The 26,517-nt window shown below is 55.0% G+C and carries 22 protein-coding genes and 1 pseudogene; 18 read left to right on the forward strand and 5 right to left on the reverse strand.

Annotated features, from left to right (window positions below):
- Positions 1–29 precede the first annotated feature (29 nt).
- On the forward strand, positions 30–1,169 hold the full coding sequence (locus ACPUC8_RS17670; protein WP_494926920.1) for a glycerate kinase: 1,140 nt from the start codon (positions 30–32) through the stop codon (positions 1,167–1,169).
- A 63-nt stretch (positions 1,170–1,232) separates the two neighbouring features.
- On the opposite strand, the gene barA is transcribed toward ACPUC8_RS17670, so the two are convergent.
- Positions 1,233–3,965 carry a two-component sensor histidine kinase BarA gene (gene barA, locus ACPUC8_RS17675; RefSeq protein ID WP_494926921.1) on the reverse strand — a complete coding sequence of 911 codons (2,733 nt, stop codon included), beginning with the start codon at positions 3,963–3,965 and terminating at the stop codon, positions 1,233–1,235.
- Between the two features lie 91 nt (positions 3,966–4,056).
- Between barA and rlmD the strand changes: the two genes are divergently transcribed.
- The 6 genes from rlmD to queE all read left to right on the forward strand — a co-directional run bounded on the left by rlmD (position 4,057) and on the right by queE (position 12,614).
- On the forward strand, positions 4,057–5,373 hold the full coding sequence (gene rlmD, locus ACPUC8_RS17680) for a 23S rRNA (uracil(1939)-C(5))-methyltransferase RlmD (protein WP_058973989.1): 1,317 nt from the start codon (positions 4,057–4,059) through the stop codon (positions 5,371–5,373).
- Positions 5,374–5,405: 32 nt separating this feature from the next.
- Complete coding sequence (relA, locus tag ACPUC8_RS17685) at positions 5,406–7,637, forward strand: GTP diphosphokinase (protein ID WP_039330725.1); 2,232 nt, start codon at positions 5,406–5,408, stop codon at positions 7,635–7,637.
- A 105-nt stretch (positions 7,638–7,742) separates the two neighbouring features.
- Positions 7,743–8,549: a nucleoside triphosphate pyrophosphohydrolase gene (mazG, locus tag ACPUC8_RS17690; RefSeq protein WP_039330727.1), complete on the forward strand. Its 807-nt coding sequence runs from the start codon at positions 7,743–7,745 to the stop codon at positions 8,547–8,549.
- A 234-nt stretch (positions 8,550–8,783) separates the two neighbouring features.
- Entirely contained in the window at positions 8,784–10,421 is a 1,638-nt protein-coding gene (gene pyrG / locus ACPUC8_RS17695; RefSeq protein ID WP_039330729.1) for a glutamine hydrolyzing CTP synthase, read from the forward strand.
- Between the two features lie 77 nt (positions 10,422–10,498).
- Positions 10,499–11,794 (forward strand): phosphopyruvate hydratase, encoded by a 1,296-nt coding sequence (gene eno / locus ACPUC8_RS17700; RefSeq protein ID WP_034823037.1) that lies wholly within the window; start codon positions 10,499–10,501, stop codon positions 11,792–11,794.
- Positions 11,795–11,942: 148 nt separating this feature from the next.
- The gene (gene queE / locus ACPUC8_RS17705; protein WP_039330731.1) at positions 11,943–12,614 is read left to right on the forward strand and encodes a 7-carboxy-7-deazaguanine synthase QueE; all 672 of its coding nucleotides are present in this window, start codon (positions 11,943–11,945) and stop codon (positions 12,612–12,614) included.
- A 123-nt stretch (positions 12,615–12,737) separates the two neighbouring features.
- On the opposite strand, the pseudogene ACPUC8_RS17710 reads toward queE, so the two are convergent.
- Both ACPUC8_RS17710 and queD read right to left on the reverse strand, forming a co-directional pair.
- Positions 12,738–13,337 (reverse strand): annotated as a pseudogene (locus tag ACPUC8_RS17710) (inorganic diphosphatase).
- A 207-nt stretch (positions 13,338–13,544) separates the two neighbouring features.
- Positions 13,545–13,904, reverse strand: coding sequence for a 6-carboxytetrahydropterin synthase QueD (gene queD / locus ACPUC8_RS17715; protein ID WP_039330734.1), 360 nt, complete (start codon positions 13,902–13,904; stop codon positions 13,545–13,547).
- Positions 13,905–14,200: 296 nt separating this feature from the next.
- On the opposite strand from queD, the gene cysJ reads away from it, so the two are divergent.
- Genes cysJ through ACPUC8_RS17730 form a run of 3 tightly spaced genes read left to right on the forward strand, consistent with a single transcriptional unit; the run spans position 14,201 to position 18,458 of the window.
- Positions 14,201–16,003, forward strand: coding sequence for an NADPH-dependent assimilatory sulfite reductase flavoprotein subunit (cysJ, locus tag ACPUC8_RS17720; protein WP_494926922.1), 1,803 nt, complete (start codon positions 14,201–14,203; stop codon positions 16,001–16,003).
- The gene (gene cysI / locus ACPUC8_RS17725) at positions 16,003–17,727 is read left to right on the forward strand and encodes an assimilatory sulfite reductase (NADPH) hemoprotein subunit (protein ID WP_494926923.1); all 1,725 of its coding nucleotides are present in this window, start codon (positions 16,003–16,005) and stop codon (positions 17,725–17,727) included. The genes cysJ and cysI overlap by 1 nt, the downstream gene beginning before the upstream one ends.
- Positions 17,724–18,458 (forward strand): phosphoadenylyl-sulfate reductase, encoded by a 735-nt coding sequence (locus ACPUC8_RS17730; protein WP_039330741.1) that lies wholly within the window; start codon positions 17,724–17,726, stop codon positions 18,456–18,458. Before cysI ends, ACPUC8_RS17730 begins: the two co-directional genes overlap by 4 nt.
- A 70-nt stretch (positions 18,459–18,528) precedes the next feature.
- Here the strand turns inward: ACPUC8_RS17730 and ACPUC8_RS17735 are convergent, their stop codons facing one another.
- Positions 18,529–18,813, reverse strand: coding sequence for a YciI family protein (locus ACPUC8_RS17735; RefSeq protein WP_494926924.1), 285 nt, complete (start codon positions 18,811–18,813; stop codon positions 18,529–18,531).
- A 9-nt stretch (positions 18,814–18,822) separates the two neighbouring features.
- On the reverse strand, positions 18,823–19,842 hold the full coding sequence (locus tag ACPUC8_RS17740; RefSeq protein ID WP_494926925.1) for an aminopeptidase: 1,020 nt from the start codon (positions 19,840–19,842) through the stop codon (positions 18,823–18,825).
- Positions 19,843–20,090: 248 nt separating this feature from the next.
- Between ACPUC8_RS17740 and cysG the strand changes: the two genes are divergently transcribed.
- The 8 genes from cysG (at position 20,091) to ispF (ending at position 26,517) form a co-directional block, all read left to right on the forward strand.
- Positions 20,091–21,506, forward strand: a complete 1,416-nt coding sequence (gene cysG / locus ACPUC8_RS17745) for a siroheme synthase CysG (RefSeq protein WP_039330747.1) — start codon at positions 20,091–20,093, stop codon at positions 21,504–21,506.
- A gap of 9 nt (positions 21,507–21,515) precedes the next feature.
- Complete coding sequence (gene cysD, locus ACPUC8_RS17750) at positions 21,516–22,424, forward strand: sulfate adenylyltransferase subunit CysD (RefSeq protein WP_034823008.1); 909 nt, start codon at positions 21,516–21,518, stop codon at positions 22,422–22,424.
- 10 nt (positions 22,425–22,434) lie between these two features.
- On the forward strand, positions 22,435–23,862 hold the full coding sequence (cysN, locus tag ACPUC8_RS17755; protein WP_058973651.1) for a sulfate adenylyltransferase subunit CysN: 1,428 nt from the start codon (positions 22,435–22,437) through the stop codon (positions 23,860–23,862).
- On the forward strand, positions 23,862–24,467 hold the full coding sequence (cysC, locus tag ACPUC8_RS17760; protein WP_058973650.1) for an adenylyl-sulfate kinase: 606 nt from the start codon (positions 23,862–23,864) through the stop codon (positions 24,465–24,467). Before cysN ends, cysC begins: the two co-directional genes overlap by 1 nt.
- A 56-nt stretch (positions 24,468–24,523) precedes the next feature.
- On the forward strand, positions 24,524–24,844 hold the full coding sequence (locus ACPUC8_RS17765) for a DUF3561 family protein (RefSeq protein ID WP_039330753.1): 321 nt from the start codon (positions 24,524–24,526) through the stop codon (positions 24,842–24,844).
- A gap of 159 nt (positions 24,845–25,003) precedes the next feature.
- Complete coding sequence (gene ftsB, locus ACPUC8_RS17770) at positions 25,004–25,321, forward strand: cell division protein FtsB (protein ID WP_039330755.1); 318 nt, start codon at positions 25,004–25,006, stop codon at positions 25,319–25,321.
- A 3-nt stretch (positions 25,322–25,324) separates the two neighbouring features.
- Positions 25,325–26,041 (forward strand): 2-C-methyl-D-erythritol 4-phosphate cytidylyltransferase, encoded by a 717-nt coding sequence (ispD, locus tag ACPUC8_RS17775; RefSeq protein WP_494926926.1) that lies wholly within the window; start codon positions 25,325–25,327, stop codon positions 26,039–26,041.
- A complete protein-coding gene (gene ispF, locus ACPUC8_RS17780; RefSeq protein ID WP_039330832.1) occupies positions 26,041–26,517 on the forward strand; it encodes a 2-C-methyl-D-erythritol 2,4-cyclodiphosphate synthase in 477 nt (158 codons plus the stop codon). Before ispD ends, ispF begins: the two co-directional genes overlap by 1 nt.

Raw genomic sequence — 26,517 nt, forward strand, 5'->3', positions numbered from 1 at the left:
AACCGTCATTCACCGCGCTCGGATTGCCTATGAAAATTGTCATCGCACCGGATTCATATAAAGAGAGTTTGTCTGCCCTGGAAGTGGCTTCGGCAATAGAAGCGGGATTTAGCGAAATCTTTCCCGAAGCCGAATACGTAAAAATACCGGTCGCCGACGGGGGGGAAGGCACGGTAGAAGCGATGGTGGCCGCCACACAAGGTAGCCTTGTCAGGTTGAATGTCACTGGACCGTTGGGCGCGCCAGTGGAGGCCTTTTATGGCTTATCCGGCGATGCGCGCACGGCATTTATCGAAATGGCTGCCGCGAGTGGATTGGAGTTGGTGCCGCCCGCACAGCGCGATCCGCTGATGACCAACTCTTTCGGTACCGGCGAGTTGATTAAAAACGCACTCGACCGTGGCGTGGACCATATCATCATCGGCATTGGTGGCAGCGCCACCAACGATGGCGGATCCGGCATGATGCAGGCGCTCGGCGCGCGCTTGCTGGATAAGCAGGGCAATGAGATTGCTTTCGGCGGTGGGGCATTACCGCAGCTGGCACGGATTGAGATCGATCAGCTGGATGCCCGCCTGCAGCGGTGTCGCATTGAAGTCGCCTGCGATGTGACCAACCCCCTAACCGGTGAAGATGGCGCTTCGGCGATTTTCGGCCCGCAAAAGGGCGCCACGCCGGAACTGGTGAAGCAGTTGGATCAGGCGCTGGAACATTACGCGGGCATTATTCATCGCGATCTGGATATTGATGTGCTGCACATTGCTGGTGGGGGTGCCGCCGGTGGCATGGGTGCGGCGCTGCATGCATTTTGCCAGGCTGAGTTGCGCCGAGGCATTGAAATTGTCACCGAAGCGTTGGGGTTAGCCGAGCAGGTGAAAGATGCCGATTTGGTGATCACTGGCGAAGGACGGATTGATAGCCAGACGATTAACGGCAAAGTGCCGATTGGCGTGGCAAAGGTCGCCAAACAATTCAATAAACCGGTGATTGGCATTGCGGGCAGCTTGACGGCGGACGTCGGCGTGGTGCATCAGCACGGGCTGGATGCGGTGTTTAGCGTGCTGTTCAGCATTGGCTCACTGGAAGATGCGCTGGCCAATGCGGCACAGAATGTGCGGCTCACGGCGCGCAATGTCGCCGCGACCATTAAGGCAGGGCAAGGGTTGTAAGACGACGGTAGGGCGTGCTTCGGCGCGCCCGCAGCCCATCACGGGCGGCCTAAATGCCGTGCCCTACGTTTTGATGGCCAACACTTTCCGCGCTTCCCTTGCCACGTTCGCCATCTCGTCACTTAACTCCAGCAGTTCAGGCTCCAGCGCTGCGATATCGCTCTCCTGATGCAAACTCTTCTCCAACTGCTGGCACAGCTGTTTCAGGCGAGGCACGCCGCTGTAGCTGGCGCTGCCGTGCAGCTTATGGATAATTTCGCGCAACCCCGCCACATCATTGCTCGCCATATCATGTTCCACGCGCGCTTCCACTTCAGGCAGAAAATCCAGCAGCATTTGCAGTAAGTCGCGCGCCAAATCCGGCTTGTTGGCTGCCTGGCGCAAGGCCAGCGTCCAGTCGAGTGACGGTGCGACGTTTGGCTGCGTTGGCTGAGCCGGGACGCTATTCGGTGCATAACGTTGCAGCAGTTGGTTCAGCTTGTTTTCATCGATGGGCTTCGCCAGATAGTCGTTCATGCCTGCGCCAATCAGCTGCTCGCGCTCACCATCCAAAGCATGTGCGGTGACGGCCACAATCGGCGTATTGGCGTGCAGCGGCAGGCTACGGATGATTTCACTGGCACGGATCCCATCGATATCGGGCATCTGAATGTCCATCAGGATTACATCCAGCTTGTGCAACCGCGCCTGGCGGATCGCCTGTTCCGCGTTGTCGCACAGTATGATGTGCTGCACCTGCTCCTCCAGCAGTGCGCCAATCAGTTTCAGGTTGGCAGGGTTGTCGTCCACCGCCATCACCGTCAGCGGTTGGCGAGCACTGCGCGCGGGCACATCGCTGTCTCGACTGTGCAAATCCAGCAGCATCGGCAGCAGGCGCGTCAGAGAGATGGGTTTAGCAATGCATCCCGCAATGCCACGCGCACGAAGATCGTCCGCAAACAGCATCATTTCGCTCGGCAGCGCCAGCAGCACCGAATCGGCGCGTGACCGCAGGCGCTCAATCAATGCATCAGACAGGGTCGAGGGATGGGGTTCATTAACCGGTAATCCCATTAGCAGTAGCGGGAAATCTGCGTCGGGCATCTCTTCCAGCGTGGCGAAATGCTGTACCTGCAACGGCGTAATGCTGAGCATCTCCTGCACCGCTTTGGCGACTGCGGCGTGGGGTTCAATGTAGGCGAGCGGGACGGGGCGCAAATCATCCAGCATACGAGGAATTGGCGGTGCATTAGGATTGAGATCGAGATGGATATGCACCCAGAAGGTCGAGCCCTGATTATGACGGCTGTGGAAGGCGATCTCGCCACCCATCTCACTCACCAGTTTCTGGGTAATCACCAGACCTAATCCCGTGCCGCCATGGCGACGCGAGATACTGGCATCCGCCTGACGGAATGCCTGGAAAAGCTGCGACTGCTGCTGCTCTGAGATACCAATGCCAGTGTCATGAACCTGCAGTTCCAGCTCCACCCGTGTTGTGCTGATACTGCGCAGTTCTACGCGTAAATCGATGTGGCCGCGTTCGGTGAACTTGATCGCGTTACCCAGCAGATTGATCAGGATTTGCTGCAAGCGTAACGGGTCACCAATCACATTGTCTGGTACCTGTTTCTCCAGACAAACGGTGATCTCCAGACCTTTTTCATGGGCCGAAGGTGCCAACAGCACCAGGGTTTCATCCAGCGTGGCGCGCAGCGGGAAGGGGATCGACTCCAGCACCAGCTTGCCCGCTTCCAGCTTCGAGAAGTCGAGCACATCATTAATAATGCTCAGTAGGTTGTTGGCGGAACGTTCGATGGTGCTCATGTAATCGCGTTGGTTGGTACTGAGGCCGGTTTTCAGCATCTGACGCGTAAAGCCAATCACGCCATTTAGCGGCGTACGCAACTCGTGGGACATGTTGGCGAGGAATTCTGATTTGATACGCGCCGCTTCCTGGGCGCGCTTTTTCGCCAGATCCAGCTCGACGTTTTGAATCTCCAGCTGTTCCAGCGTTTCGCGTAAATCGTAGGTCGCCTGATCGATATTTTGCTGCATCTCTTCGTGATAGGCGGTCAGCGACATCGCCATCGCGTTGATGCCATTTTTCAGGATACTCAGCTCCCCCAGCATGTACCCATCCACCCGGCTGTCGAGCTGGCCACGGCGGATACGGTCAACCGTGGAGACCATATTGCGAATCGGCCCCGTGACATCGCGCATCAGGCGATAGGCAAACAGCATGGCGATACACAAGCAGAACAGCAGCAGCAGAGTGGCGACGAACACCTCTTTATACTGCTCCAGCCGCACGGATTGCAGATCCAGTTCGATGGCGACATAGCCGAGTGGATTGCCCGCCGGTTTGGCATCTTCGCCCGGCAGCTCATCCACGGAGTAGCGTTCAGAGATAATCGGCGTGCGCAGCACCATTACACTGCCGTGACGCTCAACGGAGACGCCATCCTCCAGCGTCGAGATATCCTCTTTTTGCAGCAGCGCGAGATTTTGATTGTTGTTTGAGGTGACGTAGATGTGATTGTTGTTGTCGAAAATGGTAATGGCACGGACAATATCCGAATGACGACGATGCAACAGGCTGACCAACTCGCGAATCGCATCGCGGTTGTGCCAGGTCATGCCATATTCGCTCGATACCGCCAGCGGCTCGATGATGTTCGAGCCCGCGTCGCGTACCTGATGCTGTAATTCGTTATAGCGGTGAACCACGAAGAAGGTACTGAGCAGCAGGCCAATCATTAGCGTTGGCGCCAGTATCAAAATCATCATTCGCGCCCGCAGGCTGTATTTGGTCATAATTGTGGCCTGGCGACTCCTGGCATTTTTATCCCTGTGCTCGTTCCGGTAGCGGCGGCACACCCAATTAATATAGAGAATTCACAACACTATGGCGCAATTTTACTCCGCAAAACAGCGCGTGACGACTAAGCAACGTATTACCGTCACCATTGAAGACCTTGATCCCTTCGGACAAGGTGTTGCGCGCCATAAAGGTAAGGCGATGTTTGTCAGCGGTGCGCTGCCGGGTGAACAGGCCGAGGTCACGGTGCTGGAGGACAAACGTCAGTACGCGCGAGCCAAAGCCAATAAGATCACCAACCCAAGTGCGCAGCGTGAGAAACCGCGCTGTGTGCATTTCGGCGTGTGCGGCGGCTGCCAGCAGCAACATGCGGCGGTTGAACTGCAGGAGGAAAGTAAAGCGCGCGCGCTCAGCCGCATGCTCAGCCGGGATACGCCCTTGCCGGTGCGTGTGGATGAAATCATCAGCGGTGCCCCTTGGGGCTATCGCCGTCGTGCGCGTTTGGGGTTGCAGTGGCAACCAAAACAGCAACGTTTGCAGATGGGATTCCGTCAGGCGGCGAGTAATGATCTGGTGGCGTTAACTCAGTGCCCCGTTTTGGTGCCCGAGCTTGAGGCATTATTGCAACCCTTGCACCGCTGCCTCAGCAGCTTAAATGCGGTCAGGCGTTTGGGCCACCTGGAGCTGGTACTGGCCGATAATGGGCCGCTGATGGTGCTGCGTCATCTTGATGCATTGTCCGCTGGCGATCGTGCAAAACTGGAACGTTTTTCGCATGAGCACAAGCTGATGTGTTATCTGGCCGACGGCAGTGACAGCTTGCAGCCGCTGGGTGAATACGCACCTTTCTACCAATCTTATGATTTAAAACTGACTTTTAGCCCGCAAGATTTTATTCAGGTTAATGACGGCGTGAATCAGCAGATGGTGGCGAAAGCCATTGAATGGCTGGATCTGCAGCCAGACGATCGGGTGCTGGATCTGTTTTGCGGTATGGGTAACTTCACATTGCCGGTAGGAAAGTTCGTACAAAATGCCGTGGGTGTGGAGGGTGTTGCAGCATTAGTCCGCCAGGCAGCGTATAATGCTGAACTGAATAATCTTAAAAATGTCCGCTTTTTCCAGCACAACCTGGAGGAAGATGTTGCCCACCAGCCTTGGGCAGCGCAGGGTTTCAACAAGGTGTTACTGGATCCAGCACGCGCTGGCGCCGCCGGTGTGATGTCGCATGTGGTTAAACTTGCGCCGCAACGTGTGGTCTATGTTTCCTGTAACCCCACAACACTTGCGCGCGACAGTCAGGCATTACTGTCGGCGGGCTACCATTTGGAAAGGGTCGCGATGCTGGATATGTTCCCACATACCAGCCATCTCGAATCCATGGTGCTGTTTAGCAAAACATAAGCGGCGTTTTCGTCGTTATGGCAGGAGAGGATATGGTTGCGGTTAGAAGTGCGCATTTAAATACGGAAGGGGAATTTGCCCTTGACCAGTGGATCGCCAGTTTAAATATTAATAATCCGCAATCCTGCCAGAAACTGGCGGATGCGTGGCGCTACTGTGAAGCCGAAACGCACGACCATCCAGATCAGGCTCTGCTGCTGTGGCGCGGTATTGAGATGGTGGAAATCCTCACCATGCTCAGTATGGACAACGACAGCTTACGCGCCGCGCTGCTGTTCCCGCTGGCAAATGCCGATGTGGTGAGCGAAGAAGAACTGGAAAAGTCCTTCGGTAAGGGCATTGTGTCGTTGGTTCATGGCGTGCGCGACATGGATGCCATTCGCCAGCTGAAAGCGATCCATAATGATTCCATGGCCTCAGAGCAGGTGGATAACGTCCGCCGTATGTTGCTGGCAATGGTGGAAGACTTCCGCTGCGTGGTCATTAAACTGGCCGAACGTATTGCCCATCTGCGCGAAATGAAAGATGCGCCAGAAGATGAGCGCGTGCTCGCGGCGAAAGAGAGCACCAACATCTATGCGCCGCTGGCCAACCGTCTGGGCATCGGCCAGCTCAAATGGGAGCTGGAAGATTACTGCTTCCGCTACCTGCATCCTGACGAATACAAGCGCATTGCCAAACTGCTGCACGAGCGTCGTATTGATCGCGAAAGTTATATCGATGACTTCGTCGATAATTTGCGTAAAGAGATGCAGAAAGAGGGCGTGCGTGCCGAAGTCTATGGCCGCCCGAAACACATCTACAGCATCTGGCGCAAGATGCAGAAGAAGTCGCTGGCGTTCGATGAACTGTTTGATGTTCGCGCGGTGCGTATCGTGGCGGAACGTTTGCAGGATTGTTACGGCGCTTTAGGAACCGTGCACACGCTGTTCCGCCACCTGCCAAGTGAGTTTGACGATTACGTCGCCAATCCCAAGCCCAACGGCTATCAATCGATTCATACCGTGGTGCTGGGTCCACAAGGCAAAACGGTGGAAATCCAGATTCGTACCCGCCAGATGCATGAAGATGCCGAGCTGGGTGTGGCGGCGCACTGGAAATACAAAGAAGGCCCAACCGCCGCCAATGCGCGTGGCGCAGCGGGTCATGAAGGCCGGATTGCCTGGCTGCGTAAACTGATCACCTGGCAAGAAGAGATGGCTGATTCTGGCGAAATGCTGGAAGAGGTGCGCAGCCAGGTGTTTGATGATCGCGTGTATGTGTTTACGCCTAAAGGCGATGTGGTGGATCTGCCATCCGGGTCGACGCCGCTGGACTTCGCTTACCACATTCACAGCGATATCGGGCATCGTTGTATCGGTGCCAAAATCAGCGGGCGCATTGTGCCCTTTACCTATCAGTTGCAGATGGGCGATCAGATTGAAGTCATCACCCAGAAGCAGCCGAACCCGAGCCGCGACTGGCTGAATCCTAACCTCGGCTACATCACCACCAGCCGTGGGCGTTCAAAGATTCACAACTGGTTCCGTAAGCAGGATCGTGACAAGAACATTCTGGCAGGTCGTCAGATTCTTGAGAGTGAATTGAGCCAGCTGGATATCAGTTTCCGCGAGGCGGAAAAAATTCTGCTGCCGCGCTACAACGTCAGTTCGCAGGACGAGTTGCTGGCGATGATTGGCGGCGGTGATATTCGCCTCAATCAGATGGTGAATTTCCTGCAGGCCAAACTCCACAAGCCGAGCGCCGAAGAGGAAGACCGTGAAGCGCTGCGTCAGCTGACGCAAAAAGCTTATACGCCAGCGCCGCGCAAAGAGGGCGGTCGTGTGGTGGTGGAGGGCGTCGGCAATCTGCTGCATCACATCGCACGCTGCTGCCAGCCGATTCCGGGCGACGATATCGTGGGCTTTATTACCCAAGGCCGGGGTATTTCCATCCACCGCGCTGATTGTGATCAGCTTAATGAGCTGATCTCACACGCCCCGGAACGTATTGTTGATGCGGTATGGGGTGAGGATTATTCCAGTGGTTATTCGCTGGTGGTGCGCGTTACGGCCAACGATCGCAGCGGTTTACTGCGTGATATCACCACCATTCTGGCGAATGAAAAAGTGAACGTACTGGGTGTTTCCAGCCGCAGCGACACCAAAAAACAGCTCGCTACCATTGATATGGATATCGAGATTTACAACCAGCAGGTGCTGGGCCGCGTGCTGGCTCGCCTCAATCAGGTGCCGGATATTATTGACGCGCGCCGCTTGAACTGATGTTTGCCAGGTCGGCATAAATGCCGACCCTACATTCATTCGGTGCGTCGTAGGGTCGCCATTTATGGCGACCTTTTCCATTTTTAACCGCTAAGGATCTCCCTCATGACAGCCCTCAACCGCTTGCTCACTATCATGCAAACCCTGCGCGACCCGAAGCATGGCTGCCCTTGGGATCGTCAACAGACGTTCGCTTCCATTGCCCCATACACGCTGGAAGAAACCTATGAAGTGATCGATGCCATCCAGCGCGAGGATTTTGACGATCTGCGCGGTGAATTAGGCGATCTGCTGTTCCAGGTGGTGTTCTACGCACAAATGGCGGATGAACAGCAGCGTTTCAACTTTGATGACATCTGCAATGCCATCAGCGACAAACTGGAGCGCCGCCATCCGCATATCTTCGCCAATGTGCAGGCAGACACCACTCAGGAAGTACTCAAAAACTGGGAAGCGATTAAGCATCAAGAGCGAGCTGAAAAGTCGCAACATTCGGCGCTGGATGATATTCCAAAAGCACTGCCTGCCCTGATGCGCGCGCATAAAATTCAAAAGCGCTGCAGCACGGTGGGCTTTGACTGGAACACGCTGGGCCCGGTACTCGACAAAGTGTATGAAGAGATTGATGAGGTGATGCACGAAGCGCAGCAGGCGGTCATCGACAGCGACAAACTGGAAGAGGAGATAGGCGATCTGCTGTTCGCGACGGTGAATCTTTCACGCCATTTAGGTAGCAAAGCAGAAACGGCGTTGCAGAAAGCCAACGACAAATTTGAACGTCGCTTCCGCCAGGTTGAAAGCATTATCACGGAACAGGGGCTGGCAATGAACGACGCCACGCTGGAGCAGATGGAAGAGGCCTGGCAACAGGTGAAAGCCTGTGAGAACAAAGACTCAGCGATTATTCCATAAATTGCCGATTATTCCTCCTTTGAGCATAATTTAGCCGCTTAAGCTTACTCGATTCAGCCTTGCGGCAACTTTGTGACGTACGTCAACATTTCACCCGCCTCTATCCGCTATGTTGTCGGCTGCAATGCGCGGGGATGGTGTGATTGATCAATTGTGGCTTAGGACGACTTCGGGTATACTATTTTCCCGTCTTGGTTATTCCATCGTCTTTAAACCTAAACTCTCAGGTTCAGCATGACAACGAATTATATTTTTGTGACCGGCGGGGTTGTTTCCTCTCTGGGCAAAGGCATTGCCGCAGCCTCCCTCGCAGCCATCCTTGAAGCACGTGGTCTGAATGTGACCATCATGAAACTCGATCCGTACATCAACGTCGATCCGGGTACCATGAGCCCGACACAGCACGGTGAAGTGTTCGTCACCGATGATGGGGCCGAAACCGATCTGGATTTAGGTCACTACGAGCGTTTCATTCGCACCAAAATGTCGCGCCGTAACAACTTTACGACCGGTCGTATCTACTCAGAAGTGCTGCGCAAAGAGCGTCGCGGTGACTATCTGGGTGCCACGATTCAGGTCATCCCGCATATCACCAATGCGATCAAAGAACGCATCATTGAAGGTGGCGAAGGCCACGATGTGGTTCTGGTTGAAATTGGCGGTACTGTTGGTGATATCGAGTCACTGCCGTTCCTCGAAGCCATTCGTCAGATGGCGGTTGATGTGGGCCGTGAACACACCATGTATATGCACCTGACGCTGGTGCCGTATATGGCGGCTGCAGGCGAAGTGAAAACCAAGCCAACCCAGCATTCAGTGAAAGAGCTGCTGTCGATCGGTATTCAGCCAGACGTGCTGATCTGCCGTTCAGACCGCGCTGTGCCGGCTAATGAACGCGCTAAAATCGCGCTGTTCTGTAACGTTCCGGAAAAAGCGGTTATTTCCCTGAAAGATGTGGATTCTATCTACAAAATCCCTGGCCTGCTGAAATCGCAGGGCCTGGATGACTATATCTGCAAGCGTTTCAACCTGAGCGCACCGGAAGCGAACCTGGCCGAATGGGAACAGGTTATTTACGAAGAAGCCAATCCGGGCGGCGAAGTCACCATCGGTATGGTCGGCAAATATGTCGAACTGCCCGATGCGTACAAATCAGTGATTGAAGCGCTGAAGCACGGTGGATTGAAAAATCGTGTGACCGTGAACATCAAGCTGATCGACTCGCAGGATGTGGAGTCACGCGGTGTCGAAATTCTGAAAGATCTCGATGCTATCCTGATCCCTGGCGGCTTCGGCTACCGTGGTGTGGAAGGCAAAATGCTCACTGCGCAGTACGCCCGTGAGAACAACATCCCTTATCTGGGCATCTGCCTGGGTATGCAGATTGCGCTGATGGAGTTCGCACGCAATGTGGCCGGGATGGAAGGCGCCAACTCAACTGAATTTGTGCCAGACTGTAAGTATCCGGTGGTTGCGCTGATCACCGAATGGCGTGATGAAGAAGGTAACGTTGAGCAGCGTAGTGAGCAGAGCGATCTGGGCGGCACCATGCGTCTGGGTAGCCAGCAGTGCCAGCTGACGTCAGGAAGCAAAGTGCGCCAGCTGTACGGTTCTGACGTGATTACTGAACGTCACCGCCATCGTTATGAAGTGAACAATCTGCTGTTGAAGCCGATTGAAGCGGCGGGTCTGCATATTGCGGGCCGTTCCGGTGATGACCAGCTGGTGGAGATCATTGAACTCCCGAATCATCCGTGGTTCGTAGCCTGTCAGTTCCACCCGGAATTTACGTCGACCCCGCGTGATGGTCATCCGCTGTTCGCTGGCTTTGTTAAAGCCGCGCAGGAGCACCAGAAGCGGTTAGCGAAGTAAGAGTTTAACGAACAGCGCGCGAACTTTTCGCGCGTTGTTTGTCTTAGGATTGACTAACTTGTACTGAGGAAAATCGAATGTCCAAAATCGTAAAAGTCATCGGTCGCGAAATCATCGACTCCCGTGGCAACCCGACTGTAGAAGCAGAAGTGCATCTGGAAGGCGGTTTCGTTGGTCTGGCTGCTGCGCCATCAGGTGCTTCAACCGGTTCTCGCGAAGCACTGGAGCTGCGTGACGGTGACAAATCTCGTTTCCTGGGCAAAGGTGTAACCAAAGCGGTTGCAGCTGTTAACGGTCCTATCGCTGCTGCGGTAACCGGTAAAGATGCCAAAGACCAGGCGAACATCGATAAGATCATGATCGAGCTGGACGGTACTGAGAACAAATCCAACTTCGGCGCTAACGCCATTCTGGCTGTTTCTCTGGCTGCGGCTAAAGCGGCTGCGGCTTCTAAAGGCCTGCCACTGTATGCGCACATCGCTGAACTGAACGGCACCCCAGGCAAATTCTCTATGCCTCTGCCAATGATGAACATCATCAACGGTGGTGAGCACGCCGACAACAACGTCGACATCCAGGAATTCATGATTCAGCCAGTTGGCGCGAAAAACGTGAAAGAAGCCATCCGTATGGGTTCTGAAGTTTTCCACAACCTGGCAAAAGTACTGAAAGCCAAAGGCATGAGCACTGCAGTGGGTGACGAAGGTGGCTACGCGCCAAACCTGGGTTCAAACGCTGAAGCTCTGGCTGTTATCGCTGAAGCGGTAAAAGCAGCCGGTTACGAGCTGGGCAAAGACATCACCCTGGCGATGGACTGTGCAGCATCTGAATTCTACAAAGACGGCAAATATGTGCTGGCTGGCGAAGGTAACAAAGCCTTCACCTCAGAAGAGTTCACGCACTTCCTGGAAGACCTGACTAAACAGTACCCAATCGTGTCTATCGAAGACGGTCTGGATGAGTCTGACTGGGCGGGCTTCGCTTACCAGACTAAAGTTCTGGGCGACAAAATCCAGCTGGTTGGTGACGACCTGTTCGTGACCAACACCAAGATCCTGAAAGAAGGTATCGATAAAGGCATCGCTAACTCCATCCTGATCAAATTCAACCAGATCGGTTCTCTGACCGAAACTCTGGCTGCAATCAAGATGGCGAAAGACGCAGGCTACACCGCGGTGATTTCACACCGTTCAGGTGAAACTGAAGATGCTACCATCGCTGACCTGGCGGTCGGTACTGCTGCAGGCCAGATCAAAACCGGTTCTATGAGCCGTTCTGACCGTGTTGCTAAGTACAACCAGCTGATTCGTATCGAAGAAGCGCTGGGTGACAAAGCCCCGTTCAACGGTCTGAAAGAAGTTAAAGGCCAGTAATGGTCTGCTGATGTGGCCTGACCGGCTGCATCATCGCTGATAAAGCCCCGCCTCGTGCGGGGCTTTTGCTTTTTGCTGCGAAGCAGCTGTGAACCGACGGCGAAAATCTGCCATAATCTGCGCCTCGAATTTTAGACGTGAGTAAAAAATGTTCTACCCGATTAACGAAATGTTCCAGACCCTGCAGGGTGAAGGTTTTTACACCGGTGTTCCGGCGCTGTTCATCCGCTTGCAAGGATGTCCGGTGGGCTGTAGCTGGTGTGATACCAAACATACCTGGGAAAAGCTGGCCGATCGGGAGACATCGCTGGGCGATATTCTGGTGAAAACCGTGGAGAGCGACGCCTGGGGCAGCGCCGATGCGGCAATGCTGATTGAGACCATTCAGCGCCAGGGTTGGACCGCGCGCCATGTGGTGATCACCGGCGGCGAACCGGCGATTTTCGATTTGCGCCCGTTAACAGAAGCGCTGGAAGCCGCAGGCTTTGACTGCCAGATTGAAACCAGTGGCACCCATGAAGTGCAGTGCTCAGAAGCCACTTGGGTGACGGTTTCACCCAAAGTGAATATGCGTGGCGGTTATGATGTGTTGCCGCAGGCGTTGCAGCGAGCCGATGAAATTAAACATCCGGTGGCGCGTGAGCGTGATGTGGAAGCGTTAGATGCGTTGCTGGCCGGTCTGCACGACGATAAAAATCGTATTGTTGCGCTGCAACCGATCAGCCGTGGTGATGCGGCGACCAAACTGTGCATTGAGACCTGTATTGCCCGCAACTGGCGCCTTTCAATGCAGACACACAAGTATTTGAATATCGCCTGATAAACCAGGTGCGCATCAATGCGCACCCTTTGAAAACTGCGCTGGATTGTCGTAGGGTTGCCATTCATGGCGACCCTGGCCATCACCGCGCTGATTCAGCCATTCATAGCGACCTTATCGCCATTATTGCTTCGCTTTATACGCGTCGAATGCCTGTTTGATTTCTGTTTTGGCTTTCGCCGCATCCTCAAATCCATTTAACTCCACTTTCTTACGACCGTCCGGCAACTGCTTGTAGACGCGGAAGAACGCCTGCAGACGCTCCTGCTCCATCTTCGGCAGATCCTTCATCTCTTTGATGTCGTCGTAAGTGGGGTCGATCTTGCTGGTGGGCACTGCGACGATCTTGTCGTCCACTTAACCCCCATCAATCATCTTCAGCACGCCAATCGGGCGCAGTTTGATCAGCGTACCCGGTTGCAGCGGCGCACGGGTATAGAAGATCACATCCAGCGGATCGCCATCACCACCCAGTGACTGGGTCAGTGAACCGTAGTTCGCTGGATAGGCTACCGGCATCGACTGAAAACGGTCGGCAACGATAAAGCCGGTTCTCGCGTCGGTTTCATATTTGATCATGCCGCCCGCAGGGATCTCAGTCACCGCATAGAACTCATCCGGGACTTTATCGGGTTGTGGGAAATCCAGCACGTTTTGCGCCTGAACGGCGGCAGAGGCGGAAATAAGCAAAGCAATAACAGAAAGGCGTTTTAGCAGGTTCATTGTTGATTCTCTTGATCTTTAATGAAGGAGACAACAACGTAGAGGGCGAGGGTTACAGAGATATGAATAAACGATAAAAAATGGAGAGACCAAATATTCCACGTTGCAGGAAGGCGGCAACTGAGCGCATCCCCAGAAGCTTACATCAGTCAGTGACTGGACTGGGTGAGGGCAGTCAACGCACCTGCAGCATGGAAGATGACGGTCTCAGCCGCGATAGACGCAGCCTGCGGTACAGGTCTCTTTAATCATCACTGCACTCAGTTCTGGCAAGATCGGCTTCATCTGATCCCAAATCCATTTCGCCAGCACTTCGCTGGTCGGGTTTTCCAGGCCAGGAATATCATTGAGATAGTGATGATCGAGACGATCATAAATCGGCTTAAACGCCGCCTTCAGCTCGGCAAAATCCATTACCCAACCGGTATGCGCATCCACTTCACCGGTGATTTCCAACCGTACCAGGAACGAATGGCCATGCAGGCGACCACACTTATGCCCTTCAGGCACATGCGGTAAGCGGTGAGCTGATTCGAACTGGAACTCTTTAAATAGCGTGGTAGACATAATGGCTCTCAGACTTAAAAACCGCCGAATTCTACCTGAATCACAGATTTTTCGCACCCGCTACGAGTGAAAAGGGCATTTTGCGGCATCGATCTCACTATGCCTAATCTAATGCATTGAATAAAAACGGGTTTATTTACCACTTTTGCCGATTAACTTTACCCAAAAAACCACTTAGTCATTTTGGTTATTTAATATGTCGAAGGCTTATTTAATCGTTAATATACAGCCCGGTAACCTACCCACTCTTCCGCCACCGATTGGTCCGGACTTCATACACTGGAATGTTTAACGCGATGACGACTCAGGCACCAGGTTCAATGCTCCCGCTTAATCCCGAGCAACTCGCGCGCTTACAGGCGGCGACCACGGATTTCAACACCACCCAGATGGCCTGGCTCTCCGGCTATTTTTGGGGCATGGTCAACCAGACACCCGGTGCCGCCGCTGCGCCAGCACCGGTTCAGGCTGAGACGCCGACCATTACGCTGATCTCCGCTTCGCAGACCGGTAACGCACGTCGCCTGGCTGAGCAACTGCGCGACGACCTGCTGGCCGCCAAGCTGAACGTCAATCTGGTCAATGCTGGCGACTACAAATTCAAACAGATCGGCCAGGAAAAATTGCTGGTGGTGGTGACCTCGACGCAAGGTGAGGGTGAGCCGCCAGAAGAAGCTGTTGCGCTGCATAAATTCCTGCTGTCGAAGAAAGCGCCGAAATGTGAAGGTACCGCTTTTGCCGTATTCGGCCTCGGCGATACCTCCTACGAATTCTTTAGTAAAGCCGGTAAAGACTTTGATGAGCGTCTGGCCGAGCTGGGCGCAGAACGCCTGCTGGCTCGCGTTGATGCCGACGTGGAATATAAAGAGCAGGCCGCTGCCTGGCGTCAGCAAATCACTGAGATTCTGAAAGCGCGTGTACCCAGTGCGCCCTCTGCCGTAGCGGCAGTGGCCTCGACAGGTGCCGTCAACGAAATCCACAGTAGCCCATACAGCAAAGAAGCGCCGCTCACGGCCAGCTTCGCCGCAAACCAAAAAATCACCGGCCGCGATTCAGATAAAGATGTACGTCATATTGAAATCGACCTTGGTGATTCCGGCCTGCGCTATCAGCCGGGTGATGCGTTGGGTGTGTGGTTTGAAAACGACCCCGAGCTGGTGCAGGAGTTGCTGCAACTGGTTTGGTTGAAAGGTGACGAACCGATTGAAGTGAACGGCGAAACCCTGCCGCTGGCGGAAGCACTGCAAAAGCATTATGAACTGACGGTGAATACTCCGCAGATCGTCGAGCAGTATGCAGCGTTGTCACGTAACGATGCGCTGCTGGCGCTGGCAGGTGATAAACCAAAGCTGCAGAGCTATGCGCAGAGTTTCCCTATTGTCGATATGGTGCGTCAGGCACCGACGGAATTGAATGCGGAACAACTGACTGGGCTGCTGCGTCCGCTCACGCCGCGCCTCTACTCTATCGCCTCGTCGCAAGCGGAAACCGACACCGAAGTGCATATCACGGTGGGGGCGGTGCGCTACGAAATTGATGGTCGTCAGCGCGGTGGTGGTGCATCAACCTGGCTGGCGGATCGCATCGAAGAGGACGGTGATATTCGTGTGTTCATTGAACACAACGACAACTTCCGCCTGCCAGCGAATCCGGAAACGCCGGTGATCATGGTCGGCCCAGGCACGGGCATCGCACCGTTCCGCTCCTTTATGCAGCAGCGTGATAACGACGGCGCGAGCGGTAAAAACTGGCTGTTCTTTGGTAACCCGCACTTCACCGATGATTTCCTGTATCAGGTGGAGTGGCAGAAATACGTTAAAGACGGCTTGCTGACTAACATTGATTTAGCGTGGTCACGCGACCAGGCTGAGAAAATATACGTACAGGATAAAATCCGCGCGAAAGGGGCGGAAGTGTGGCGCTGGATTGAAGAGGGCGCGCACCTTTACGTCTGTGGTGACGCTAATCGCATGGCGAAAGACGTCGAGCAGGCATTACTGGATGTGGTGGTCGAACACGGCGGCATGGATCGTGAAACGGCTGACGAATTTTTGAGTGAGCTGCGCATTGAGCGCCGTTATCAGCGAGACGTTTACTAATGAGCGAAAAACATCCTGGACCGCTGGTCGTTGAAGGCAAGCTAACTGACGCTGAGCGTCTGAAAAAACAGAGCAACTACCTGCGTGGCACCATCCTCGACGATCTTGATGATGGCCTGACAGGCGGCTTTACCGGCGATAACTTCCTGCTGATCCGTTTCCACGGTATGTACCAGCAGGATGACCGCGATATCCGCGCCGAACGTGCCGCACAGAAGCTGGAACCGCGTCATGCCATGATGCTGCGTTGCCGTTTGCCGGGTGGCATCATCACGCCAACTCAGTGGCTGGCGATTGATAAGTTCGCCACTGATAAAACCATTTATGGCAGCATCCGTCTGACTAACCGCCAGACCTTCCAGTTTCACGGCATTCTGAAAAAGAACGTGAAGCCGACGCATCAGATGCTGCATGAAGTCGGTCTTGACGCGCTGGCCACCGCCAACGACGTTAACCGTAACGTGTTGTGTACCTCAAACCCGGTGGAGTCTGAGCTGCATCAGGAAGCCTATGAGTGGGCGAAAAAACTCTCTGAGCATCTGCTGCCGCAAACCCGTGCTTACGCCGAGATTTGGTGGGACAAAGAGAAAGTCGCGACAACGGATAAAGAGCCGATTTTAGGTGAAACCTATCTGCCGCGTAAATTCAAAACCACGGTGGTGGTGCCGCCGCATAACGATGTTGATCTGCACGCCAACGATTTGAATTTCATCGCCATTGCGGAGAAAGGCAAACTGATTGGCTTTAACCTGTTAGTCGGTGGCGGATTGTCAATCGATCACGGTAACAAAGCGACTTATGCGCGTACCGCCAGCGAGTTTGGTTTCCTGCCGGTAGAGAAGATCCTCGATGTGGCCGCAGCCGTTGTGACGACGCAGCGTGACTGGGGCAACCGCACCGATCGTAAGAACGCGAAGACCAAGTACACGCTGGAGCGGGTGGGTGTTGAGACCTTTAAAGCGGAAGTGGAAAAACGTGCCGGTCTGACGTTTGAACCGATTCGCCCCTATGCTTTCACCACGCGCGGCGACCGTGTTGGCTGGGTGAAAGGCATCGACAAAAAATGGCATCTGACGCTGTTTATCGAAAACGGTCGTTTACTGGATTATCCCGGTCGTCCGCTTAAGCGCGGCATTGCCGAGATTGCCAAAATTCACCAGGGCGATTTCCGCCTCACCGCCAACCAGAACCTGATTGTGGCGGGCGTGCCGGAGAAGCAAAAAGCGCAGATCGAAGCCATCGCTCGTGAACACGGTTTGATGGAAGCGGTGACGCCGCAGCGCGAAAACTCCATGGCCTGCGTGGCATTCCCGACTTGCCCACTGGCGATGGCGGAAGCCGAGCGCTTCCTGCCGTCCTTCGTCACTAAAGTCGAAGAGATCATGCATAAGCATGGTGTCGGCGAAGAGCACATCGTGCTACGCGTTACCGGTTGCCCGAACGGTTGCGGCCGTGCTTTGCTGGCAGAGTTAGGTCTGGTGGGGAAAGCACCGGGCCGTTACAACTTACACATTGGCGGCAACCGCATGGGCACGCGCATTCCGCGTATGTACCGCGAGAACATCAACGAAGGCGAAATCCTGGCCAGCATCGACGAACTGGTCGCGCGCTGGGCAACCGAGCGCCAAGCTGATGAAGGCTTCGGTGACTTCGTGATTCGCGTTGGCATTATCAAAGCCGTGGTTGATCCCGCCCGTGATTTTTGGGACTCGGAGGCAGTATGACGGTACTTGATCTCGCAGCACTGAATAGCGGCAGTAAAGTTGATCGCATCATGGCGCTAGCGGAAAGCAACGTGCAGCTGGAGAAGCTCTCCGCTGAGCAGCGCGTCAGCTGGGCGCTGGAAAATCTGCCCGGTGCGTTTGTGCTCTCTTCCAGCTTTGGTATTCAGGCGGCGGTTTTGCTGCACATGGTGACGCAGCAGAAGCCGGATACACCGGTGATCCTGACCGATACCGGCTATCTGTTCCCGGAAACCTATCGCTTTATTGATGAGCTGACCGAAAAGCTCAATCTCAATTTGCAAATCTTCCGTGCTGAGACTTCTCCAGCATGGCAGGAAGCGCGCTACGGCAAACTGTGGGAGCAGGGCGTCGAGGGGATTGAGCAGTACAACCAGATCAACAAGGTCGAACCGATGAATCGCGCGCTGGAAACTTTGGGTGCGCAGACCTGGTTTGCGGGTCTACGCCGTGATCAGTCAGGCAGCCGTGCCAGTTTGCCGGTGCTGGCAGTGCAGCGTGGCGTGTTCAAGATTCTGCCGATCATTGACTGGGATAATCGCCAGGTGCATCAGTATCTGACGCAGCACGGCCTGAAATACCACCCGCTGTGGGATGAAGGCTATTTGTCGGTCGGCGATACGCACACCACGAAGAAGTGGGAACCGGGTATGGCTGAGGAAGAGACGCGCTTCTTCGGCCTGAAGCGCGAGTGCGGGTTGCACGAGGGTTGATTGATGTGGTCGGCATTAATGCCGACCTTTCAGACTCGTCGTAGGGAGCGCATTGATGCGCTCCTTTTTATTAAATCCCTTTCAACCCAGCAAACGCTTCCGCAGCACGCGTCACATTCACTTTTGTCACCTCATAATGCGCGACTGCCACAAACGGATCTTCCGCCAGAATGCTGTCTAAGCGGGCGCGATCCATATCCTTCACCAACACCATGCCGCCGGTGCGCGGATCCTTACGGCCTGCCGCAATAAAATCGCCGCTGTCAAAATAACGATCCAGCCATTCAATATGCGGTGCCAGCAGCGCATCGGCTTCTTCTGCCGGACGGAAATAGTTCAGATACACCACGTACATAGCAAATCCTTAAGTTGTTGGGTTGGCCAGCTCGGTGAGCAGTGGCAGTAAGATCTTCACGCTGTCGCGTGTGCGTTGGGTAATGCGACCCGGTAACCAGCGATCCAGATAAGTGAGATTATCCCGGTCAGTTTGATGTCGTACATTGCCATCCGGGAAGTGGCTGGAGTGCGCCCGCTGCTGTGCGCCATCTTTATTACCCAGTGCCCAGTTCGCCGCGGTGACATCCAGCAACGGCATCCCGGCTTTATCGAACGGGTTGACACCAGGATAGTCACGCGGAGCCAGGGTGTGGCTGGCGGCAGAAATGCCGTAGCGACGAGCCAGCTGCAAGGCGCGTGCACTGGTTTGCTTGCGCACCGCTGAGGGAGTGTTAGTACCACTGTTAAAGTAGAGGTGATCGCCAACGATAAGGCTGTTCAGATCAATCACTAACAGGGTGTTTTTCTTTTCCTGCACGCTCATGCGCGACAGGTAATCGTCCATGCCATGCAGCCCGGCTTCACCGGCACTCAAGGCGACAAAGCGTACGCCGTAATGCAGCGGGGTTTTACTCATCTGCTGCGCCAGTTCCAGCATCACGCCCAAGCCTGAGGCATTGTCATCGACACCTTGCAGACGCAGACCGCCAAGATTGTTATCCGCTTCGTGGCGGCTGAGCGGCGTCCAGGTATCCAGATGAGTGACGATCAGGATTTCCTGCGGCACGCTTCCCGCCCGAGCGGCAATCACCGAGGTGGCGGAGACTTTGCGCGGACGCGTCTCACCTTTGCGCTCTAACCAGTTGTAGCTGGTGTTGAACTGGCGGGTATTGCTCTTGTAGCCCAGCTCGGTGAACTGCTGTTGCAGATAATCGGCGGTCATGAGTTCGGCAGGGCTGCCGCTCATGCGGCCGGGGAAATAGGTGGCAATGTGGCGCAGTTGCTGTTCAGCAAAATGCCCTGGCGTGTAAGTGGCAGCTTGGGCAAAGAAAGGCAAACCGCCCGCGATCAGTGCAGCCAGCACGGTGCGGCGGAGAGTGGCAAACATAGTAATGGTCCTTTACTGACATCCCGTCATGCTAAAAAAATTCTGAGTTAGTATGAAACTGTGACCGCGTTTGCACAATTTGAATTGCTCCGAAACACCAGCAATATCATTTGTTAAGCACAAATTGTTATCAGCAATCCTGGGCCGTTATTCCATTCAGTAACTACTAATGCTAATTCGTAATTTCATCTGCCAGAAGGTGGGAAAGTATAGTCGCGTTAACTTATTGTAAAACTAGCAAGGTTAACGTGGATTATCTGCCTCTCTTTGCCGATCTCAAAAACCGCCCAGTGCTCGTTGTCGGCGGTGGCGAAATCGCTGCGCGTAAAATCGAACTGCTGCGTCGCGCCGGTGCGCGCGTGCGGGTAGCAGCACGCGATCTCGGCCATGAGTTGCAGGCGCTGCTGGATATTAACGCGATTGAGTGGATCGCCTCCAGCTTCGAACCAACACAACTCGACGGCGTATTTTTGGTGATCGCTGCGACCGATGACAATGCGCTTAACGCGCAGGTGTTTGATGCGGCGAATGCGCGTCACAAGCTGGTTAACGTGGTAGACGATCAGCCGAAGTGCAGCTTTATCTTCCCCTCCATTGTCGACCGCTCTCCCTTAGTGGTGGCGATCTCCTCCAGCGGAACAGCCCCGGTTTTGGCTCGCCTGTTGCGTGAAAAAATTGAGGCGCTGTTGCCCGCCAATCTCGGTCAGATGGCTGAAGTGGCAGGGCAGTGGCGCGACAAAGTGAAACAGCGCTATCGCAGCATGTCTGAACGTCGCCGCTTCTGGGAGCGGGCATTCAATGGCCTTTTCGCCAGCCAGATGTCTGCTGGCAACGTCAATGAAGCGCGCCGTACTCTGGATCGTGAGCTGGAAAACAACACCGATAACCAGGGCGAAATCACGCTGGTGGGTGCAGGGCCAGGTGACAGCGGTTTGCTGACCCTGCGCGGTTTGCAAGTGATGCAACTGGCGGATGTGGTGCTGTATGACCATCTGGTGAGTGACGAGGTGCTGGAGCTGGTACGCCGCGATGCCGATCGCATCTGCGTGGGAAAACGTGCCGGGGCGCACTCCGTTTCACAGGAAGAGACCAATGCCATGTTGGTCGAACTGGCACAGCAGGGCAAACGCGTGGTGCGTCTGAAAGGTGGCGATCCCTTTATCTTTGGCCGTGGTGGTGAAGAGTTGCAGGCGGCTAAAGCGGCAGGCATTCCTTTCCAGGTGGTGCCGGGCATTACCGCCGCCGCAGGCGCGACTGCCTATGCGGGTATCCCACTGACTCACCGCGACCACGCGCAGAGCGTGCTGTTTGTTACCGGCCATCTGCGCAGTGACAGCGCAGGCATTGACTGGCCTTCACTGGCGCGTGCGCGTCAGACGCTGGCGATTTATATGGGCACGATGAAAGCAGCGGAAATTGCGGCGGGCCTTATCGAACATGGACGCGCAGCCACCACGCCAGTGGCGGTGATCGGTTGCGGCACGCGTCAGGATCAGCAAGTGCTGACCGGAACATTAGATCAACTTGAGGCGCTGGCTGTTGCCGCGCCCACGCCAGCACTGATCGTGATTGGCGAAGTGGTGAATTTACACGGGCAACTCGCCTGGTTCCAACATTCGGCACAGCAGGGGGCTCGCGAGTCCGCCGTTGTCAATTTGGCTTGAGGAAAAATTATGGACCAAAATCGACTTACTCATCTGCGCCAACTGGAGGCAGAGAGTATCCATATCATCCGCGAGGTAGCGGCCGAGTTCAGTAATCCGGTGATGATGTACTCCATCGGTAAAGACTCTTCGGTGATGCTGCATCTGGCGCGTAAGGCCTTCTATCCGGGCACGCTGCCATTTCCGCTGCTGCATGTTGATACCGGCTGGAAATTCCGTGAAATGTACGAGTTCCGCGATCGCACGGTGAAAAACATGGGTGCCGAGCTGCTGGTTCACCGCAACCCGGAAGGTGTGGCGATGGGCATCAACCCGTTTGTGCACGGCAGCGCCAAGCATACCGATATCATGAAAACCGAAGGTCTGAAGCAGGCGCTGAACAAATACGGTTTTGATGCCGCTTTCGGCGGTGCGCGTCGTGATGAAGAGAAATCACGTGCCAAAGAACGTATCTACTCGTTCCGCGATCGTTTCCACCGCTGGGACCCTAAAAACCAGCGTCCTGAGCTGTGGCACAACTACAACGGCCAGATTAACAAAGGCGAAAGCATCCGCGTGTTCCCGCTCTCCAACTGGACCGAGCTGGATATCTGGCAGTACATCTTCCTCGAAAACATCGAAATTGTGCCGCTCTACCTTGCTGCACCGCGTCCGGTGCTGGAGCGCGACGGCATGTTAATGATGATTGATGACGATCGTATCGATCTGCAGCCAGGTGAAGTGATCAAGCAGCGCATGGTGCGTTTCCGTACCCTCGGCTGCTGGCCGCTGACCGGTGCGGTGGAGTCTGAAGCACAGACGCTGCCGGAAATTATTGAAGAGATGCTGGTCTCCACCACCAGTGAACGCCAGGGACGTGTGATTGACCGTGACCAGGCCGGTTCGATGGAAATGAAGAAACGTCAGGGTTATTTCTAAGGAGACGCAGATGAATACCGTAATTGCACAACAGATTGCCGATCAGGGCGGCGTAGAAGCCTGGCTGACCGCGCAACAACATAAAAGCCTGCTGCGTTTCCTGACCTGCGGTAGCGTGGACGACGGCAAAAGTACCTTGATTGGCCGTCTGCTGCACGATACGCGCCAGATTTATGAAGATCAGCTGTCATCACTGCATAACGACAGCAAACGTCACGGTACGCAAGGTGAGAAGCTGGATCTCGCGCTGCTGGTGGATGGCTTACAAGCCGAGCGCGAGCAGGGCATCACCATTGATGTGGCCTACCGCTACTTCTCCACCGAGAAGCGTAAGTTCATTATCGCCGACACGCCGGGACATGAGCAGTACACCCGTAATATGGCGACCGGTGCTTCGACCTGTGATTTAGCGATTCTGTTGATTGATGCGCGTAAAGGCGTGCTGGATCAAACCCGTCGTCACAGCTTTATCTCCACGCTGCTGGGGATCAAACACCTGGTGGTGGCCATCAATAAGATGGATTTGGTGGATTACAGCCAGGAGACCTACGAGCAGATTAAGCAGTCCTATCTTGATTTCGCGGAACAGCTGCCCGCCGATCTGGATATTCGCTTTGTGCCGATGTCTGCGCTGGAAGGGGATAACGTTGCGACGCCAAGCGTCACTATGCCTTGGTACAGCGGCCCAACGTTGCTTGATGTGCTGGAAACCGTTGAGCTAAACCGCGTGGTGGATCATCAACCGATGCGTTTCCCGGTGCAGTATGTAAACCGTCCGAACCTCGATTTCCGTGGCTATGCCGGGACGTTGGCCTCGGGCACGGTGCAGGTGGGCCAGCGCGTCAAAGTGCTGCCATCTGGCGTGGAATCCACCGTCTCTCGCATCGTTACTTTTGATGGCGATCTGCAGGAAGCGGCGGCTGGTGAAGCGATTACGCTGGTGCTGAAGGATGAAATCGACATTAGCCGTGGCGATCTGCTGGTCGATGCCGGTGCCGACCTGCAAGCGGTGCAATCCGCTACCGTGGATGTGGTGTGGATGGCTGAACAGCCACTGCAGCCGGGCCAGAGCTATGAAGTGAAGATCGCGGGCAAGAAAGCGCGTGGACGTATCGAGAAGATCATTCATCAGGTTGAGATCAACACGCTGGAGAAACGTGCAGTAGAAAGCCTGCCGTTGAACGGTATCGGTCTGGTGGAAATCACCTTTGATGAGCCGATGGTGCTGGATGCCTATCAGCAGAACCCGGTTACCGGTGGCATGATCTTTATCGATCGTCTGAGTAACGTGACCGTGGGGGCGGGGATGATCAACCAACCGCAGACCGAAGCGCGCGCCCAGGCTGGTCAATTCAGTGATTTTGAGCTGGAGTTGAATGCGTTGGTGCGTCGTCACTTCCCGCACTGGAACGCTCGCGACCTGCTGGGTGGCAAGTAATGGCGCAACACGACGAAAACGTGGTGTGGCATGACCATCCTGTCACGCGGGAAGAGCGTGAGCAGCAGCACGGCCATCAAGGGGTGGTGCTGTGGTTCACCGGGCTTTCGGGCTCGGGAAAATCCACGGTGGCGGGTGCGCTGGAGCAGGCGCTGCACCGCGTAGGTGTCAGTACTTATCTGCTGGATGGGGATAACGTGCGCCACGGTCTGTGCCGTGACCTTGGTTTCAGCGATGACGACCGCAAAGAGAACATCCGGCGTGTAGGTGAAGTAGCGAAACTAATGGTGGATGCCGGGTTAGTGGTGTTAACCGCCTTTATTTCGCCCCATCGCGCTGAACGCCAGATGGTGCGTGAACTGCTCGGCGCAGGGCAGTTTGTTGAGGTTTTTGTTGATACCCCGTTGGCGGTGTGCGAAGCGCGCGATCCCAAAGGTTTATACAAAAAGGCCCGCGCCGGTGAATTACGCAATTTCACCGGCATTGACAGCGTTTATGAGGCACCAGACGCGCCAGAAATCCATCTTGATGGGGAACAATTGGTTACAAAACTGACCGCCCAATTGTTAGACCTCCTGCGTCACCGCGATATCATCAGATCCTGAACCGACAGCGGCAAATCTCTTGGGGTTTGCCGCGTTTTAGCGTCAACAGGATCTCTATGCAGAACGTTACCCCCATGCTGACACGCAAAGATGAACGCACCCCGGATGAGCCGATCTCATCGTTGCCGGGTGGCGTGATTGGCTTTCTCTCGTACTGGTGCGCACTGGCGATTCCGTTCATGCTCTACGGCTCCAACACGTTATTCTTCTTCTTGTATACGTGGCCGTTCTTCCTCGCGTTGTTGCCTGTATCTGTTCTGATCGGCATCGTACTTAGCCTGATGATTCGGGGCCGTCTCATCGTGAGTGGCGTGATCACCGCCATCGTCGTCGTGTGCCTTTTCTGGCTGTTGTTCTCATTTCTCTCTGGTTGGTAACGCTCACCTGATGTGTAAACGCATCGGCAGGTTACAAAACTTTACCTGCCGTCCCGTTATTATTTGTACAGGCAACGGTCAATGCGCGGCATTTTCGCTGCGACTGTGGAGTCCTGTGCGAAGTTATGGGATGATTGGGCCGTTTTTCAGGGGGCGGGGATGGGAAAACTGACGCTACTGTTGCTCGTGCTGCTGGGATGGCTTCAATATTCTCTGTGGCTGGGTAAGAACGGTATTCATGATTATACGCGCGTCAATGAAGACGTCGCGTCACAACAGGCGAATAACGCCAAACTCAAAGCGCGTAACGATCAGCTGTTTGCCGAAATTGACGATCTCAATGGCGGTTCTGAAGCGATCGAGGAACGTGCACGCAATGAACTGGGCATGATTAAGCCCGGCGAGACTTTCTATCGCCTGGTGGCAGACCAGAACAAACGTAACGCGCAACAAGCTGCGCAAAATCAACAACGATAAACCATGAACAACCTCTCTTCCCTTGCGGATGTGATTGCCGTGGTGCCTGCCGCGGGCGTCGGCAGCCGCATGCAGGCTGCTTGCCCCAAACAGTATCTGACCATCGGTCAATTTACCCTTCTTGAACACAGCGTTGCGCGCTTACTGGCGCACCCAGCGGTGAAACAAGTGATTGTGCCCATCAGCCCGGATGACGGCTGGTTCGACTCACTACCTCTGGCGCAGGACCCGCGCGTATTGCGCGTGACCGGCGGCGACACGCGCGCTGAATCGGTACTGGCCGGATTACAGGCAATTAAACACCACGAGTGGGTGCTGGTGCATGATGCGGCGCGTCCGTGCCTGCATCCTGATGACCTGGCGCGGCTGCTGGCGATTCGTGAGCACAGTAAAGTCGGTGGAATCCTTGCGGCACCGGTGCGAGACACCATGAAGCGCGCTGAGCCGGGCAAAACAGCCATTGCCCATACCGTTGAGCGCGAAGATTTATGGCACGCGCTGACGCCGCAATTTTTCCCGCATCCACTCCTGACCGCATGCCTGACGCGCGCCCTCGATGAAGGCGCTACCATTACTGATGAAGCCTCGGCGCTGGAATACTGCGGCTATCATCCCGAGTTGGTGAGCGGACGCAGTGACAATATCAAGGTGACGCGGCCAGAAGATCTGGCGCTGGCGGCCTTCTATCTAACCCAGATTGATTTAAAGGAGCGCGCATGATGCGTATCGGTCACGGTTTTGACGTTCACGCTTTTGGCGGCGAAGGTCCGTTGGTGATTGGCGGGGTGCGAATTCCCTTCGAGCACGGTTTTATTGCCCATTCAGATGGTGATGTGGCGCTGCACGCGCTGACCGATGCCCTGCTGGGCGCGGTGGCGATGGGCGATATCGGCAAGCTCTTCCCGGATACCGATCCAGCATTCAAAGGTGCCGATAGCCGTGGCCTGCTGCGCGAAGCCTGGCGTCGTATCCAGCTGAAAGGCTATCGCATCGGCAACGTGGACGTCACCATCATCGCTCAGGCCCCGAAAATGTTGCCACATGTGCCGCAGATGCGCGTCAACATCGCCGAAGATCTGGGTTGCCATATGGATGACGTCAACGTCAAAGCGACCACCACCGAGAAGCTTGGCTTTACCGGTCGCGGTGAAGGCATTGCCTGCGAAGCTGTGGCCCTGCTGGTGAAGGCTGATTAA

Source organism: Pantoea sp. CFCC18177, assembly GCF_059412425.1.